Source organism: Methanolobus zinderi, from assembly GCF_013388255.1.
In the GTDB taxonomy this organism is placed as follows: domain Archaea; phylum Halobacteriota; class Methanosarcinia; order Methanosarcinales; family Methanosarcinaceae; genus Methanolobus; species Methanolobus zinderi.
The window spans coordinates 1183395-1199667 of the sequence record NZ_CP058215.1; the positions used below are offsets into that span (position 1 = coordinate 1183395).

Sequence of the window (16273 nt, forward strand, 5' to 3'; positions counted from 1 at the left end):
GATTATTTTCCGGTCTGGCCGATGACTTATTTTATCTTCTCAAGGATATTCCGGATAACCTGGTCCGTAGTGACACCCTTCCTTTCGGATTCGAAGGTGAGTATCATCCTGTGTCTGAGGATTGGATAGGCCATTGCATCAATATCCTCGTTGCTTACGAAGTTCCTTCCCTGGAGTAGTGCCCTTGCCTTTGCGGCAAGTATCAGGCCGATAGATGCCCTTGGGGATGCACCGTACTCGATAAACTCGTTCTTAACACGGGTGCTCATAACTATCTTGATGGCACGGTTTCTGATATCATCAGCAACAGGCATATCCCTTGTAAGTTTCTGAAGGTCGATGAGTGTGTTCTTGTTAAGCACCTTGCCGACACTCGGCATCACCGAACGTGTATACCTGTCCACGATCTCAATCTCTTCCTCGTACTTGGGATATTCCAGAAGAATCTTCAGAAGGAACCTGTCGAGCTGCGCCTCTGGGAGCGGGAAGGTACCTTCCATCTCAATGGGATTCTGTGTGGCAAGTATGAAGAACGGCTGCTCGAGGAGATATGTGTCATTACCTATGGTAATCTGTTTTTCCTGCATGGCTTCGAGAAGTGCGGATTGCGTTTTCGGTGACGCACGGTTGATCTCGTCCGCAAGTACTATATTTGCGAAGATCGGTCCCGGCTCGAACTTGAACTGCTTGTGCCCGTCACTCTCTTCGATAATGTTAGTTCCGGTGATATCCGCAGGCATAAGGTCAGGCGTACACTGTATCCTGCTGAAGTTCAGGTCCATTGACTTGGATATTGTTGATATGGTAAGGGTCTTACCAAGTCCGGGGTTACTTTCGACCAGCGCATGGCCATTACAGAGAATTGCGATAATTATCTGTTCCACCGTTTCCTTCTGGCCGACAACTACCTTGCCGATCTCATTGGAAAGAGTGGCAAACATATCTCCAGCAACTTTGTATGTCTGCGTAATATCCCTTGAATTCAGGTCACTAGCCATTTATTTTCTCCTTTATCTTAGTCCTAGAAATAATTCTATTAAAGTTACTATCATTCTTCAGCAAGCTGTTCGAAGTAGTCTCTGATGACGGTTTCGTATCCTTCGGGCAGTTCTTCGGAATAAGTCCCGGAAGGTGTCACCGTGGGGGGTCCTCCTGGGGAATTTTCAAAATCCTCTATGATCTCTTCGGCTTCATCGTTCGGATTAAAACCGGTTCCGGTACCAGGTGGTAATGACAGGTCCACTTCCTCTCCGTCCACAACAACTACTGTGGGCTCACCGGTCAGGTCCTCGTTACCATTGCCTCCCTGGCCGTCTTCACCTTCATCTATCACAGCCACATCACCGGGATTATCCTCTTCCTGCATTCCCGGAATACTGTTGATCACTTCTTCCCAGTCAGGATTTGTTCCAATATTGTTTGTAGTAATGTAGGTGAGGGCCGAAACTGAAAGCAGTATGAGTACGATACTTACGATAATCCGTTTTTTTCTCAGGAACTCTGACGACCTTACCTTTGTGAGATTAGAAGATACAGCCTCAAGCAGATCACTTACTATTATATTGTCAACATTGCTATTATCATATGCAGTGCGTAGCCTTTCCCGAAGGTTCGGATATTTTTGCTCAATCTGCAATATTGCGGCTGTTTTTCTATCCCTTATGTGTAGCAGCAATGTCAGTATTAGGGACATGAAAGCTGCAATGAGCAGCATGGCAACAGTCTCGAAAGGAATAGTTCTGCCCGCTACTTCGTAGCTGGTTCCGACGCGCACTTCGAGGCTGGCTATAAAAGTAAATACCTGGTCGAAATTCAGCACGACCATGATAGTATATAGTATGATCAGGATTGTGATGAAATCCAGCAGCTTGTAGACCCTGCGGTATCTTTTCAGGGCTGATTCCTGCTTTTTAATAAAGTCTCTGACATCCATTGCGGCACCGGGTTCGATGTAATTTCATCTATTTATAAGTGATCCTTTTTATATATCGGATATGAACCTAAGTTTTTCAACATTCCGACCTTGGACTCTATATTATATATTGCTTCTTTTATAATTTCATCGTTTATATGTCCTTCGAAGTCTATATAGAATACGTAATCTCCCAGACTGCGTTTGGAAGGTCGGGATTCGATCCTTGTGAGATTTACCCCATGACTTGCAAATTCCCCGAGTATCTCATACAGAGCTCCGGGACGATCACGATCAAGGTACACAATAATTGAAGTTTTAAAGAATCTTTTTGCTTCCGGAACTGCGGAATTCCGTATAGTATCCTGGCAACTGTTAGTCGAATAATCCGGACCGGCCATAATGAGAAAACGTGTGTGGTTCTGTTCCCTGTCCTGTATATTCGGAAGAATTATGTTCAGGTCATACATCTCTGCGGATTCACGTGAGGCAATAGCTGCCATCTCCTCAAACTCGGTGGCAAGCTTGGCAGCATGAGATGTGCTACCAGTGGTCCTGAGTTCCGCATCCTTGAAATGGTCCTTCAGGAACTGACGGCACTGGGCAAGCCCCTGAGGATGTGAAAGAATGATTCTGATGTCTTCTTTTTTGCCCCTGGAGAGCAGGCAGTGCTCGATTGTCACCACGGTCTCTCCGATTATATCTATGTCATATTCCAGCAGCATGTCGAGTGTGACGCCCACAGATCCTTCGATGGAGTTCTCTACAGGTGTTATGCCAATTTTAGCAGAACCCGATTTGAGGGACACGAAAACATCCTGTATATCATCACAGTATTCGAGAACTTGATCGTCTTCACTGCAATTTTCAGCAAGCCATTGTCTGGCAGCTTTTTCCGAGTAAGAGCCCCTGGGGCCGAGCACAGCGATTATCATCCTGGGCAATAGGATTGTCAAATTTAAAGTATTTTCTGGTTATCAATGGAACTTTCTACCGTCCGGTCACAGGAAAAGGTTTCGATGTTCAGGAACTTTTATGGCAGTAGCCTTTCCAGCCTTTTTTCCAGTCTTTTCAGACCGCTGTCTATCTCCGAAGCTCTGTTCTCAATATCCTTTATGGTGTTGATGATGGAGCCCCTGTCCTCTTCTTCCATATCGGCAGTGATGTCCGGGCCGGTCTTGAGCTCCTGTATCTCGGGTTTGAGCTCCGCTTCTTCCTGTTCCAGTAAAGTCAATTCATCCTTTATCCTGTTTTGGGCTCTTTCCTCCTGGAGGTCCCTGAGTTTCTCTTCAATAGCTTTTCGTCTGGCCGGGAACTGCTCAACGGATTTGTATATCTGATTGAGGTTTCTGGCTTCGATGGCCTTGTCGAAAATTATCTCCTCGGTCTTCACTTCAGGTATTTCCTGCTTCTGGCCGATGATCTCTTTTTCTTCCGGCGGCAGGCATACGTAATCCTGGCTGAAGACTTTCTGGTTCATAAATGTGGGGGAAACGATCTCGATGTCTGCCTCGTGCAGGGTATCCATTACGTTTTTCTTGAAGTCCGATCTTGCGGTAATTATACCTTCAACATCCCTGAGCAAGCCTCCTACCTTATATGTAACAGAAAAATCACCGAGCTTTGTGACATGCACAAATGGGTTCTCAAGTCCTGTCTTTTCGGCTGCAAGCAAGAGATTCTTTTCAATATTGCTGCGTGAGATATTGTAACCAAGGGATACGCTTGTTGTGATTATAGTACCCGAGGAGCGGATTGTCTTGAGGGGGAAGGATATGAGGGTCCGGTTCGGTATGGTTATCAGGTCCCTGTCGATGGACTGTATCTGGGTGTGCAGGAAATTGATCTCAGTAACCCTCCCGAAGGTATCGTTGATCTTGATGAAATCACCGAGCTCGAAAGGGTTTATCAGTCTGAGCATAACACCTGACATCGCATTTGCAACAAAAGTGGTGGAAGCAAATGTAATTGCTGCACCGATTATGATTCCCAGGAAGGTCAGGATGATGTTCTTGTCCTCGGCACTGATCGGCAGGGTGAAGATAGTGAAAATAATACCCAGAAGCATGACCAAAAAAATAGTTATCTCCTGTACTATCTTTTCTCTGTAGAAAAGTGATTTCTTCCTGAAAAGATATGTCAGCACCAGAATTAGCAGGATGGTTACGATCAACGTAATAATACTTGCCGTAAAATCCTCGAGTGCCATGTTTGAAGTCACCGTCTGTCCCTTTTTCAAAATAGTGGTTCAGCAGATACCTGTGAACTCTTGATTATAATCTATTGTGTAGTATCTTATATATTCTGTTCGTATATTACATTGAAACTCAGTACATCTGTTTATCAGGTTTTTCTTCCCAGATATCAATTAACTCAAGGCATTTCTCCCTGTCCATCCTCACAGTTTTAAAATCAGGGTCTTCAGCATTGCCACATATAAGGTCATAGAAGTGACTGTCATCAAATCCGATCTCTGCCACATCTTCCTTATCGGAACCAAAGTAAATGGTCTTGATCCTCGCCCAGTATATGGCTGCAAGGCACATGGGACAGGGCTGGGATGTGGTATATATCTCACATTCCGACAGGTCGAAATTGTTGAGTAATGCGGAAGCTTCTCTGATGGCAAGTATTTCGGCATGGGCTGTGGGATCGTTGCTTCTTAATACCTGGTTATGTGCCTTTGAAACTATTTCTCCATCCTTGACTATAACAGCACCGAATGGTCCACCATGGTTGTGCACGATTCCATGTCTGGCTTCATCAATGGCTGTTTGCATAAAAAAATTCATGAACCTGTATCATTGCTGATATCCCTTAAGTTAATTGGTAAGTGAATAACGACAATTTTAGAAAATAAAACTTTATTTCGAGCTTCTGGACTAATGGGGCTATTATACAGCATTTAAAAAGTTAAAAGCCTCCTATTCAAGCTTAAATTTCTGTTGAAGCTTTACGGTTACTTTTCAATTATAAGTATCTTTATATTTGCATCTGCAAATCGGGAAATTGCAAAGATCACATGCAGAGTACCACCAACCATCACCACACACCAGCATAATACCCATATCGCACACCGCATGTGATCTTTCTTACATTCATAGAACAGATCCAATATTCAGATCATAAAAAAAGCATACAGGAGTTCAGAAATGAAGAAGACAACACTAAATTATCTTGTGGATATTCCACTATTAGCACAATCAGTCATTGTAAGTTTAACAGGAATTGTCCTGATGTATGGAAGCCATGGAGCAAGCTTTCTTGGATTCAGCGGAAGGGAATTGTTTCACATGCATGAGCAGATAGGGATATTGATGGTTGCATTCTCACTTCTGCATGTAGTGTTACACTGGAAGTGGATGGTCTGCACAACACGGAATTTCTTCAGCAGCAAGAGCGGATCATCCGCGAACTGCGAGATAACAGAAATCTGATTGAAACTATGTTCTCAATACTCAAAGGGAAGTGTGGAGAAGAAATCAAAGCAAGAAAATTCAGGAATTAGATAAAATAAATCAAAATTAAACAAATAGTAAGCAACCTTGGCAGATATGCCAAGATTGTCTTGTACTTCAAACAGGGATTTATACAGAGCTATATTTTCACCGTCTTTTCCAAACCTATCCTATTAAAGGCACTTAGGGAACTGCTGGATAGATGGAGCGATGCTATCTTAAAAAGCTAAGCTCTAGGATTTTTTCTTCAATCACGACATCAGTTTTTCGTTTATTATCATCTCTTACACTGAAAATATTTATTGCTGATGCCTTAACAACTATAATGTGACTTTCAGGTGTTTGCGGGGGATGTAACACCTGAAAGAAATCTTCTAAATCGCAGTATATCGAATTAAGCAGACCACAAAAGGAGGAGTGGAATGATAGAGATCATGGAAGATATGCCGGATAAAGTTTTGGCAATCCGTGCAAGTGGAGTAGTAAAGCAAGAGGACTATGATAAGGTTTTGATTCCTGCCATTGAGGACAAAAAGGAAAAGTATGGAAAAGTTCGTTTCCTCTATTATCTGGACGAGGACTTTGAGAGTTTTAGCGGTAAAGCTATCCTGGAGGACGCTAAGGCTGTCACACAGTACTTCACATCCTTTGAAAAGATCGCAGTAGTTTCAGATGTGGACTGGATCAATAGTGCTGTTGAAATTTTTAAGTATGTAATTCCAGGTCCGGTAAGAACCTACAGTATTGAAGAACTTCCCAAAGCAAAAGTGTGGATCAACGATTGAAGTCTAAAATTCTGGCCAATCAATTTCATTCATTGCTTGAGTAAAGTTGTGACTTCTGACAATCCTTTTATAAAATGTCCTATGTCGTAAACTCTTACCTTTCACTAATTTTTGTTTTGGAACCTTAGCTTTATCATTTAGCTTCATTTTAAAAAAGTGGGCATCGCTCTTGGTCCTAACGATGCCCTGAATTATTCCACCACTCCACCCGCACAATCCTCTTGTGTGCGTGGTGTAATTGTATTTCTAAAATAGAACTATTTATTTTTATCTAAATTACTTTCAATAATAAAGATATGCACCAAAATTCAAGCAGAATAAACTTTTAAAGAGTGGGTTATTGGGGAGTGGGAATTCGTGGCTTAAAAGTTTACAAAAAAGATTTACTTGATTGTAGGGTGCAGCAAAGTTCCTTTACAGGAGAGTCATATATATTGTTTTGAAATTAATCTCAGTTTTAGAACAATATTCAACTTTTTATCTTCTACACTAATTAAAACAAAGAAGTTACGTTTATACCTTTATCAAGGTGCCCTATTCCTCACTTGTAAGAAATAAATTAGCGTTGGGTTGCTAGTGTATTTATCACTTCTTTAATCTTGGTTGGGTTTAAAGAGTTCTATTGATAGGGCACCACATATACTATTTTTGCATGAAGCATATATCGTTTTTGGACTTCAGTTCTCACACATAATTACTCATATTCTGTCATAATGTAATATTCGAAAGTTGCACTAGAACAAAATTCAGAAAATAGGCAGTTTATATGAAACTACCTGATGGCATCCCATCTTTAACATTGGTTGTTGTCTAAAAATGTCCCTTTGTGGACATCACAGAGCTCTTCGTTGTAGATATTATATACCATTTTGGAACCTAAATTCTCACTTTTACTACTCATAATTATTCTATTTACTATAATGGACTTTAATCTCATGCAAGAAAGTACCCTTGTTATCCTCTTTGTAATAACAAACTATAAAAAATGCAATAGAAAAAATAAATTTAGTTTTTGTGGATTTTAAGGTCTTATCAACTCAAAGCGACTTATGTTTGGGAAGTCTTCTTGGAAAAGGTCCATTGCTTCAGTTTGCGTATTTGCATGCAGTGGTACTTCTCTTAGCACTTTTTCTTTATCCCAAAATTTAGCCCAATAACACATTTTGTATACCCCTAAAATTTCACATTTATGCAAATACCATCAGTGAATCAAGTCTGGCAGTTCCGGTTTCAGTCCAGTATCCACAGATTTCACATTGCTGTACAATTTCATTCACTTCCTGCATATGTGCATTACATTCTGGACATTCTGTTAGCTGATTCATTTATTTACCCCACCTGTATCTGGAGTTAAATTTACTCCATCCATGTTCGAGTGCCAGGAACCCCATCCCGACAGTAAACCTACCAATACTTGTTTTTATTTAACCTAAACCGATATTTAATTCGTTAGTTTTGCTCAAATATTATGGCTTGAAATTTTCAGATAGCGTATATCAAAGAAAGCTATTATGTTCTACAAGGAAAAATACTCCTATAAAAATCAAGAACACACCGCATATGTAAATCAACCATTTATGTGTACGTGTTGATAAAAAATCCTTACCTTTGGAAAATGATGAGGATACAAAAACAAGAAATCCAAGGTCTGCTATCCAGTGGCCGATAACGAAGGCAATAACTGCATATATACCTAACATATACTGCTGGAGTATTATAGCACTGCCCGCTGTTAACCACCATAACAGTAAAGTGGGATTCAGTGCGGAAGTAACAATACCTGCATATACAGGACCATTGGTCACATCAAATTTGGAAGCTGAAGCATTGATATCTATTGTTGATGCTTCTTTAGCCCTTGAGATTATGAATGCTCCAAAAAGTACCATCACCAGACCACCTATTATGGCAATGTAGGGCAACATGTCTTTTATAAGCACAGTGGACAAACCCATTATAATCAGCAAAAACAAAGATGTTTCAACAATGGAATGACCACCAAAAACATAGAGTCCGGTTTTCCATCCTTTCTTTAAGGATATACTTATGGTTGCAAGCATCATGGGACCTGGCACCAATGCAGCAGAAATACCTATTGTGAAACCTAAAATAAAAGCCTGTATAAGGTTTATTGTATCTACTGCCATAAAATCTGAATGCTATATAGGCGACTTGCTATAATAATAAAATCAGCATAAAGATTTTCAATTTTGATTATCATTATGATTATGCAAGCATATTTAAGAAAGACTCTTTCGCATTTATGCTAATGACACGAAATGGATTACTATTGTTATTAATCACAATCGGAATGCTTGTTGCTATATCCAGTACTGCTTCAGCTGACCCTGGCAATGGGGCAACAGTTGTTCGAAATGGAGCAATCTACTACGACGGAACACTGTACGGAACTGTATTAACTCCAACCCTGAATAAAATAAAATAAAATAATAGTATTCCCTCAAAGACACTCTATCTCTGTTTTTTTTAGCTCTATAGAAGTTTTCATTTGTCTTATTGCTCACTTACTCACCTCTGGTGCTTTATGTTGGGGAATAGAAATGCGCATTTCTAAACTCAGAACTCTAGTCTCATGCCTATTAAAGGGTTTGGGTTGAGAGCCTTATTTATATTCCCCGATTAACAGAGGTTAACTTATTTATCCCTTGATGCATTTCCTCTATAAAATAAAGGTGTAAAAATGCAATTAAAAGTACAGCCAATTGATATCAAAGTCGGCAAGTATAAGGTGGTATTGAATACCATCGATGCAAAGGAACTTGGGGTCTATGAAGGTGACAGGGTCAGAATAAAGGATCATGTAACCCTTACTGCTATCGTTGATTTCACAGAGGACATGATATCTCCCGGAATGGTGGGGCTGTACCATGAGGTCCAGGAGCAGCTTCAGCGGGAGTGGACAGAGACCGTGGAGGTTGAACCTGCCGAGAGGCCAAAATCCTCCCGTATCATCCGTAAGGTCATGGATGGGTTTAAGCTTGAAAGGGACGAGATAAACGAACTTGTAAAGGATATAGTTGAGGAGAATCTCAATGACATCGAAATTGCCGCTTTCCTTACTGCTACATATATCAAGGATATGTCCGAGGACGAGACCGAATGGCTCACAAGGGCTATGATAGAGACAGGTGAGAAGATAGAGTTCAGTACCTCTCCGATCATGGACAAGCATTCCATAGGCGGAGTACCCGGCAATAAGATCTCCCTGCTCATCGTACCTATAGTGGCAGCGAATGGTCTTCTTATACCCAAGACCAGTTCTCGTGCCATTACAGGTGCGGGAGGAACTGCAGACCTTATGGAAATACTGGCACCAGTGGAGTTTTCAGCATCCCAGATCAAGGAAATGACCGAAAAGGTGGGCGGTGTCATTGTATGGGGAGGTGCTACCAATATAGCACCTGCGGATGACAAGCTGATCAAGATCGAATATCCGCTATCTATCGATCCCCACTGCCAGCTCCTTGCTTCCATAATGGCTAAAAAAGGTGCTGTAGGTGCCCAGAAAGTAGTTATGGACATACCAATGGGCGCGGGTACCAAGATACTCGATGCGAAAACAGGCAGAAAACTTGCCAGGGATCTCATCAGTCTGGGAGAGCGTCTGGGCATGGACGTGGACTGTGCACTTACATATGGTGCATCTCCGGTTGGCAGGACAGTTGGTCCGGCGCTTGAGGTTATCGAGGCATTGAAGGTGCTTGAGACAATGGAAGGTCCGAACAGCCTTATCGAAAAGAGTGTTGCTCTGGCCGGTATGCTGCTTGAGATGGGTGGTGTGGCAGCAAGAGGACAGGGAAGGGACCTGGCCTATGAAACCCTGAAGAACGGAAAGGCACTTGCAAAGCTGAAGGAGATCATCGAGATACAGGGCGGAAACCCGGATGTCACTCATGAGGATATCAAAGTAGGCGAGTTCAAGGCTGATATCACGGCTCCTGCAAATGGCTATATTATCGAGTTCTACAACAAGCGGATAGTCCAGACAGCAAGATATGCCGGAGCACCCAACGACAAAGGTGCTGGTGTGCTCATACACAAAAAACGTGGTGAGGTCGTTGAAAAAGGCCAGCCCGTACTGACCGTATATGCTGAGAAGAAGGACAAGCTCGAAGATGCGGTTAAGTTCTGCAGGGAAAATCCTCCGATACTCGTAGAAGGCATGCTCATTGAGAAGGTGGCAGACCTTAGGGAACTCTGATCATACTCTCAATCCAGGTGCATATATGAAAAGTATAGTTATCCTAAGACTCGGTCATCGTCCTGTGCGCGATAAGAGGATTACCACTCATGTGGGGCTAACAGCCAGGGCCTTTGGTGCTGAGGGTATGCTGCTGGCATCCGATGACCCAAAGCTTGCAGACAATATCTCCGATGTTTCCAAAAGGTGGGGCGGAGACTTCTATGTCAGGAACAATGTAAACTGGAAGGCCGAGATCAGGAAATGGAAAGAGCAAGGCGGTAAGGTGTGCCATCTTTCCATGTACGGGGTAAACCTGCCTGACGCAGTTTCGGAGATCAGCAAAGCTGAGAAACTGATGATAGTAGTAGGTGCTGAAAAAGTCCCGTTCGAGATATATGAGCTTGCCGACTGGAATGTTGCTGTGGGAAATCAACCTCACTCCGAGGTTGCCGCAGTTGCCGTGACCCTGGACAGGATAGCCGTGGCTGATCCCCTGAAAAATGAATTCAGTGGCGGGGAACTGACAATTCTGCCTACGGAATGCGGGAAAAGAGTAGTGGATAACCGGCAACAAGAGCAAGGTTCCATTGAGTAGAGTAAAATAGCCAGGAAAAAAGTTTGATAAAGGGGGACTGAATTGTCAGGAAGGATCGGATTCTTTCTTCTCGTCTCTTTTTACAGAAGGTCCCCTGTAGATTCTTCTTCTCTCATAATCCCCGTAACCTCTGTGCTTTGGTTTTTCCTTTAGTTTTGAATGCTCTTCAAGCAACTCTTCCAGCTCTTCATCGGTCAGTTCTTCATTATCAGACATATTTTTTCACTTAAAGTGTTCTTATGAAGGGATTATGGTCGATGAATTCCACATCTATTCCGAGCTTTTCCTCAAGCCTCGGACACAGTTCCTCCATGCCGGGATTCTCGGTTGCATAATGGGTGGCATCCACCAGCAGCATATCGTCCCAGGAACGTATTATGTCATGTTTGAGTTCAGATGAAACGTAGGCATCAACACCATGTTCTCTTGCGGTTTCAAGAAACTCGCTCTTAAAACCACTGCCCCCGAATACCATGACTTTACTTACCTCTTCTCTTTTGCCGGTGTACCATACATGTGTGTCAAGACTCTTTGCGACATGGTTGGCAAAGTTCTCAGCCGAGCAGGGACTTATCGTACCTATCCTGCCCATATCCGTCTCTTCGATGTTCTCCAGGCCTATTCTTTTTGCAAGTACGTCATTGATACCGTCTTTTGCCCTGTCATAGTTGGTATGCATGGAGTACATGGAGATATTGTTGTCCAGAGCAATTTTAAGTACATCCGCAAGTGCTTTGTCGATACGGTTCACTGCATTGAAGATAAGTGTATGATGTGTGATCAGAAGATCAGCCTCGATGTCGGCTGCTCTTTTTAGCACATATTCCGTGGGATCAAGGGCAACGGCTATTTTTTCTATATCGTTCTCAAGATCAAGCGTCAATCCTATCCTGCCAATATCGAAATCTTCCGCAAGCTCGGGAGGGGCTATTTCTTCAAGAGTGAGAACTACGTCTGAAAGCTTCATAAATAACGGATAATTTTCAAGAGATTTCAATTTGTCGCAAATAGACTCGTGATAAATATAAGTAATTTATATATAGAATTAAAAGGATAAAATTAATACATATATGGTTATTATAAATATAGAAACAAATATTATATTACTATGAGGTTACTTCATGAGAATTGGAACCGGAATTGATGGATTTGACGAAATCGTGCAGGGCGGCCTTCTGTCCGAGCGCGTTTATCTTGTAAGTGGACCTCCGGGAAGCGGTAAGACTACCTTTTGTGTCCAGTATCTTGCCCACGGAGCAACACACGGGGATGTAGGGCTTTATGTGAGTCTGGTGGAGAGCCCTCAGAATATAATCGATGACATGTCAAACTATGCCATGAATGTCATACCACTGGTCAAAATGAACAAGCTGCTCTTTGCAGATCTTGGACCCAGGATGGAATATGGTTTTATTGACGATCTCAATGACTATGTGACTCCGGAATATGAGGTCGGTAATTCTCCAGGTGAACATGAGGCACCGTCTCCTGCAACGGTCTTCAAGGAGATAGCAGCCTATGTTGCTGAATATGAGGTCAAGAGGCTTGTTATCGATTCTGTTTCAGCGATCCGGTTCACCACAAAGGATCCCTCCCTGCAGGAAAAGGAAATGAGTCGCTTCATACGCAACCTTAAGAAACTGGGTTGTACCACGATACTTATTTCCGAGATGACGGATCCGACTGCCTATTCCACAGAGCAGTTCGCATCACATGGTGTTATTTTCCTGCATAATTTCCTGTACGATAAAACAATGACACGTGCGATACAGGTCATCAAGATGCGGGGAACCAAACATGACTGTAATCTGCGTGGTGTCCATTTCACTGAAAAAGGGATGGAGGTCCAGGGACTTCTTGAGTGAGGGGTGTTTGATATGGTAAGATTCTTCAAAAAGAAAGAGGAGCAGACACAGCTCACCAAATCGGAGATCGACGAGCTTGTAAAAAATGCCTATAGTCTTGGTTTTGAAGTAGGTTACCATAAACACTCTGAACTGGGATGGGTAAGTGAGCAGTACTCCATGCTCGAGGACCTTGCTAAGGAATCGGGCCTTGGAAAACTTGTCAGTGAAAACTACGGTAAGGGAAAGGAAGAAGGCATTAAAACGAAGGAAAGAGACGTGAACGCCGGTCTCTCCAGAAAAGATGCTGAAAAACAAAAGAGCAGATCAGATTCATCTCATGAGCAAATAGGTGAGCAAATAAAAAATCCAAAGATCGAGGCAGGCTATCAGAGCCAGCGTGAGATCGATGATAATACAATAGTTGCCATTCAGCAACCCGGAGTGACGGATCTGCCAAGCTCTACCTCCCGTCCAAAGGCCATTGACAGGCCCTCACAGATAAAAGGTTTTAAGCAGCTGATTCCCAAGAGATAATGCATCTGATATCAATTTTGACAGGTCATGAGGTTATATTATGTTCAAAAAACTCATTATAATTTCTGTATTCCTTATTGCACTTTTCTGCTCGCATGCCTTTGCCTATACGACCGATGACATCGAGTGGGAGGATAGTGCTGCCAAGAGTGCTACCCTTTACTGGGGCAGTACGGTGAAACTGGATGACTACACAATAAAAGCCGAAGACTTCAACGAAGAAGGTTTTGTGAGTATAAGCATTTCCAGAGGTGGTCAGGTGGAAGACGTATCTCCGCTGAAGGTGGGAGATAGTCTGAAATATCGTGATACTGAGAATGGCGATGACATAATGGTAGTCGTCAATAAGGTGAAAACAAATATCGATGAGTGGACTGGGGATATGGAAAATCCTTCTGCGTCCATTAAAATATATAGAAGAGCCATTCCCGAGATGAAGATCAAGATCACTACCGAGGAAGACACTTATGACCCAAGGGATATGGCCTATAAGTACATCACCACAACCATTGAAATTGAAAATGAAGGTGATGCAAAGGCATTTGAAATGGATCTTGAGATCGATCCAAACGGAATGGAACTTTATTCCGGAAAACTCAACTATAATTTCATAGCTATAGAAGAGGATGAGGTTCTGGAGCCTATTGTCGTTAAATTCGAGATTCCAGAATACTGGGAAGAGACCGATGTAAATATCGATGTTACTACGAAATCTCTTGATCTGAATGATGAAATAAATGAGGACACCAAGACAAAAACCCTTACAATCGAACCGGTTGTCGAACTTATTGTAACGAAGACGATTACCACAGAAGTATACATGGACGAGACGGCTCATGTTTCTGTAAGCATCTGGAATGACGGAAAATATAGTGTGAATTCTGCCGATATTACAAATCCTGTTATTGCAGACCTTGAGCTGCAGGATAGTGTGAATGAGGAAACGACGCTGTCCTTTGCACCTGGTGAAACAAAGGCAAAGATCTTTGAGTATACACTCAAACCTGTAAAAACAGGTACTTATAAAGTGCCGGCAGTGACTGCAACATTCACCGATCCCGAAGGAAAGGAGCATACTTTCAAATCAGAAAGACCATCGGTCAAAATAACAGGGCCTAATATCGTTATTACCAAATCGGTAAGTCCTTCTTCTGTCAATATTGGTGATGAGGTCAAGGTTACCGTAAAGGTTGCAAACAAGGGTACAGTCAAGGCAAGTGTGACAGCAACAGAAACCCTGCCGGAAACAGTTTCTTATGTCAGCGGAGACCTCAGTTTCAAAGAAGTTGTTAACAATGGTAAGACACTCAGCTACTCCTATACTATCAAAACAGAAGAGGCAGGTGAGATCAGGTTGCCTGCGACAACTTCTACTTTCATAGATATGGGAGAGTTCAAGGGAGAAAAGATCTCGAATATGCCTGTGATAACCGTGGTAGACCCTGAAACGAGTGCCGAGCTTGCGTCAGATGAATCATCGGATTCTACATCATCCTCCAGCAGCTCCTCATCTTCATCATCTTCATCTTCATCCGATAACAGTGAATACGTTGAGGATGAAACAAGGGTACAGCCCGGGTTTGAAGGAATTACCATGTTGTTTGCACTGCTTGGTGTGTATGCTGTATACGGACGTAAGAGAAAACAGTAATCACCATGAAGCAGCTGGCATTTAAACTGACACTATTGACGGTTCTGTTGGTGTACCTGTGTGGTAATGCAGGTGCACAATCAACCGAAGAGATAGAATGGCTTGAAGCTGAGGAGTATACGCTGTACTGGGGCGAGGAGGTAAATGCCAGTGGTTATTTTATCAAAGCACAGGATTTCTCTCCCTCCAGGGCTTTTGATGTTGATACGGATTATGTGATGATATCGGTCCTTTCCGATGATTCTGAATCATGGGGAACCATACTTGCCCTGAATAACTCGGATATTCCGGACCATTATGTTTTTGAGGACCGCCTGAATGTCAGCGCAGTGGATATAGTTACGGGCAACGACATCCCCGTGCCTTATACCAATATCAGTGTCGCAATTGCAAATCAGTCAGCAACTTCTTCCCGCGTTGTTACGAAGGTCAATGCAACCATATCGGTGGACGAAAAGAGGTCCGATGAGATCTATATGGATGAGCGTGCATATATTGAGCTAAAGATAAAGAACCTGAAGGAAGCTCCCCTTGAACATGTAGAAGTGGTCTCTCCGGTTCCGGAAGAGTTCATATTTGATCCCGATATAAGTCCCTCATGGAATTTCTCTCTGGGGGCCTACGGGCAGAAAACAATAAGCCATTCACTAAAGGCTCTGAAACCTGGAAACTATACATTTGAGGGGACCCGGATTCTTGTTGACATAGGAGGGCGCACTTACACAAAAACTCTCAACGAGTCACAGGTAGTCATACACGGACCGGATATAGATCTGACAAAGTCCGTGTCTTCAGATATCGTTGGTGTCGGTGGTACTCTGGATGTGGATATAATCGTAAATAACTCAGGTGACAGGGCAACATATGTATCTGTTTCCGACGAGCTACCCCTTGGTGCTGTTCTTCTGTCAGGGGAAACATCAGGCAGCAAGGTTTTGCACCCTGCGGATACACTGAATCTGACGTATTCTATTAGAATGGATAAGGGTGGAGAAATCGTTATCCCTTCGGTTAAGGCAGAATCTGTTGATTCAAAAGAATGTGAGCAAACTGTTTATTCCAAACGTTTTTTTGTCCGGGTTTCAGATCAACCGGTGATTCCGGATTATGAAAAAGCAGAAGAAGAGCCTGTCGAATTGTCAGCTGAGAATACAGTTGATACTGATGATTCCGCAGAAAACGATGCTTCTGAAAATACAGCTCCTGTAGTTGAGGACGATCATGGTATGCTCCAGCCACTGTATGATCTGCTGGACAGGATAAAAGGTCTTCTGTAAACATAAAGTA

Annotated in this window: 18 protein-coding genes; 9 read left to right on the forward strand and 9 right to left on the reverse strand. The window is 42.7% G+C overall.

The features are described from left to right. Positions 1–26: 26 nt before the first annotated feature. The 5 genes from HWN40_RS05820 to HWN40_RS05840 form a co-directional block, all read right to left on the reverse strand. The gene (locus tag HWN40_RS05820; protein ID WP_176964852.1) at positions 27–998 is read right to left on the reverse strand and encodes an AAA family ATPase; all 972 of its coding nucleotides are present in this window, start codon (positions 996–998) and stop codon (positions 27–29) included. Between the two features lie 50 nt (positions 999–1048). Beyond that, complete coding sequence (locus HWN40_RS05825) at positions 1049–1933, reverse strand: DUF7502 family protein (RefSeq protein WP_176964853.1); 885 nt, start codon at positions 1931–1933, stop codon at positions 1049–1051. A gap of 32 nt (positions 1934–1965) precedes the next feature. Next, the gene (pheA, locus tag HWN40_RS05830; RefSeq protein ID WP_176964854.1) at positions 1966–2847 is read right to left on the reverse strand and encodes a prephenate dehydratase; all 882 of its coding nucleotides are present in this window, start codon (positions 2845–2847) and stop codon (positions 1966–1968) included. Positions 2848–2945: 98 nt separating this feature from the next. Continuing rightward, positions 2946–4133 carry a mechanosensitive ion channel family protein gene (locus HWN40_RS05835; protein WP_246276001.1) on the reverse strand — a complete coding sequence of 396 codons (1188 nt, stop codon included), beginning with the start codon at positions 4131–4133 and terminating at the stop codon, positions 2946–2948. 106 nt (positions 4134–4239) lie between these two features. Further along, positions 4240–4692 (reverse strand): nucleoside deaminase, encoded by a 453-nt coding sequence (locus tag HWN40_RS05840; RefSeq protein ID WP_246276002.1) that lies wholly within the window; start codon positions 4690–4692, stop codon positions 4240–4242. Positions 4693–5064: 372 nt separating this feature from the next. On the opposite strand from HWN40_RS05840, the gene HWN40_RS05845 reads away from it, so the two are divergent. Then, complete coding sequence (locus HWN40_RS05845; protein WP_176964856.1) at positions 5065–5349, forward strand: DUF4405 domain-containing protein; 285 nt, start codon at positions 5065–5067, stop codon at positions 5347–5349. 443 nt (positions 5350–5792) lie between these two features. Next, positions 5793–6155, forward strand: coding sequence for a SpoIIAA family protein (locus HWN40_RS05850; RefSeq protein ID WP_176964857.1), 363 nt, complete (start codon positions 5793–5795; stop codon positions 6153–6155). Positions 6156–7342: 1187 nt separating this feature from the next. Here HWN40_RS05850 and HWN40_RS05855 read toward each other — a convergent pair. Continuing rightward, complete coding sequence (locus tag HWN40_RS05855; RefSeq protein ID WP_176964858.1) at positions 7343–7480, reverse strand: hypothetical protein; 138 nt, start codon at positions 7478–7480, stop codon at positions 7343–7345. 171 nt (positions 7481–7651) lie between these two features. Continuing rightward, positions 7652–8302, reverse strand: a complete 651-nt coding sequence (locus tag HWN40_RS05860; protein WP_176964859.1) for a LysE family transporter — start codon at positions 8300–8302, stop codon at positions 7652–7654. Positions 8303–8424: 122 nt separating this feature from the next. On the opposite strand from HWN40_RS05860, the gene HWN40_RS05865 reads away from it, so the two are divergent. The 3 genes from HWN40_RS05865 (at position 8425) to HWN40_RS05875 (ending at position 10954) form a co-directional block, all read left to right on the forward strand. Further along, entirely contained in the window at positions 8425–8601 is a 177-nt protein-coding gene (locus HWN40_RS05865; protein WP_176964860.1) for a hypothetical protein, read from the forward strand. A gap of 255 nt (positions 8602–8856) precedes the next feature. Then, positions 8857–10377 carry an AMP phosphorylase gene (locus HWN40_RS05870; RefSeq protein WP_176964861.1) on the forward strand — a complete coding sequence of 507 codons (1521 nt, stop codon included), beginning with the start codon at positions 8857–8859 and terminating at the stop codon, positions 10375–10377. Between the two features lie 25 nt (positions 10378–10402). Then, complete coding sequence (locus HWN40_RS05875) at positions 10403–10954, forward strand: tRNA (cytidine(56)-2'-O)-methyltransferase (RefSeq protein WP_176964862.1); 552 nt, start codon at positions 10403–10405, stop codon at positions 10952–10954. A gap of 45 nt (positions 10955–10999) precedes the next feature. Here HWN40_RS05875 and HWN40_RS05880 read toward each other — a convergent pair whose 3' ends face one another. Next, positions 11000–11170, reverse strand: a complete 171-nt coding sequence (locus tag HWN40_RS05880) for a hypothetical protein (protein WP_176964863.1) — start codon at positions 11168–11170, stop codon at positions 11000–11002. 10 nt (positions 11171–11180) lie between these two features. Then, a complete protein-coding gene (locus HWN40_RS05885) occupies positions 11181–11921 on the reverse strand; it encodes a Nif3-like dinuclear metal center hexameric protein (RefSeq protein WP_176964864.1) in 741 nt (246 codons plus the stop codon). A gap of 154 nt (positions 11922–12075) precedes the next feature. Here HWN40_RS05885 and HWN40_RS05890 point away from each other — a divergent pair, with 154 nt between their 5' ends. Genes HWN40_RS05890 through HWN40_RS05905 form a run of 4 tightly spaced genes read left to right on the forward strand, consistent with a single transcriptional unit; the run spans position 12076 to position 16263 of the window. Next, the gene (locus HWN40_RS05890) at positions 12076–12819 is read left to right on the forward strand and encodes an RAD55 family ATPase (protein ID WP_176964865.1); all 744 of its coding nucleotides are present in this window, start codon (positions 12076–12078) and stop codon (positions 12817–12819) included. A 12-nt stretch (positions 12820–12831) separates the two neighbouring features. Further along, entirely contained in the window at positions 12832–13335 is a 504-nt protein-coding gene (locus tag HWN40_RS05895) for a hypothetical protein (protein ID WP_176964866.1), read from the forward strand. Between the two features lie 40 nt (positions 13336–13375). Continuing rightward, positions 13376–14986: a BatD family protein gene (locus HWN40_RS05900; protein WP_176964867.1), complete on the forward strand. Its 1611-nt coding sequence runs from the start codon at positions 13376–13378 to the stop codon at positions 14984–14986. 35 nt (positions 14987–15021) lie between these two features. Beyond that, positions 15022–16263, forward strand: coding sequence for a DUF11 domain-containing protein (locus HWN40_RS05905; protein WP_218165486.1), 1242 nt, complete (start codon positions 15022–15024; stop codon positions 16261–16263). Positions 16264–16273 lie beyond the last annotated feature (10 nt).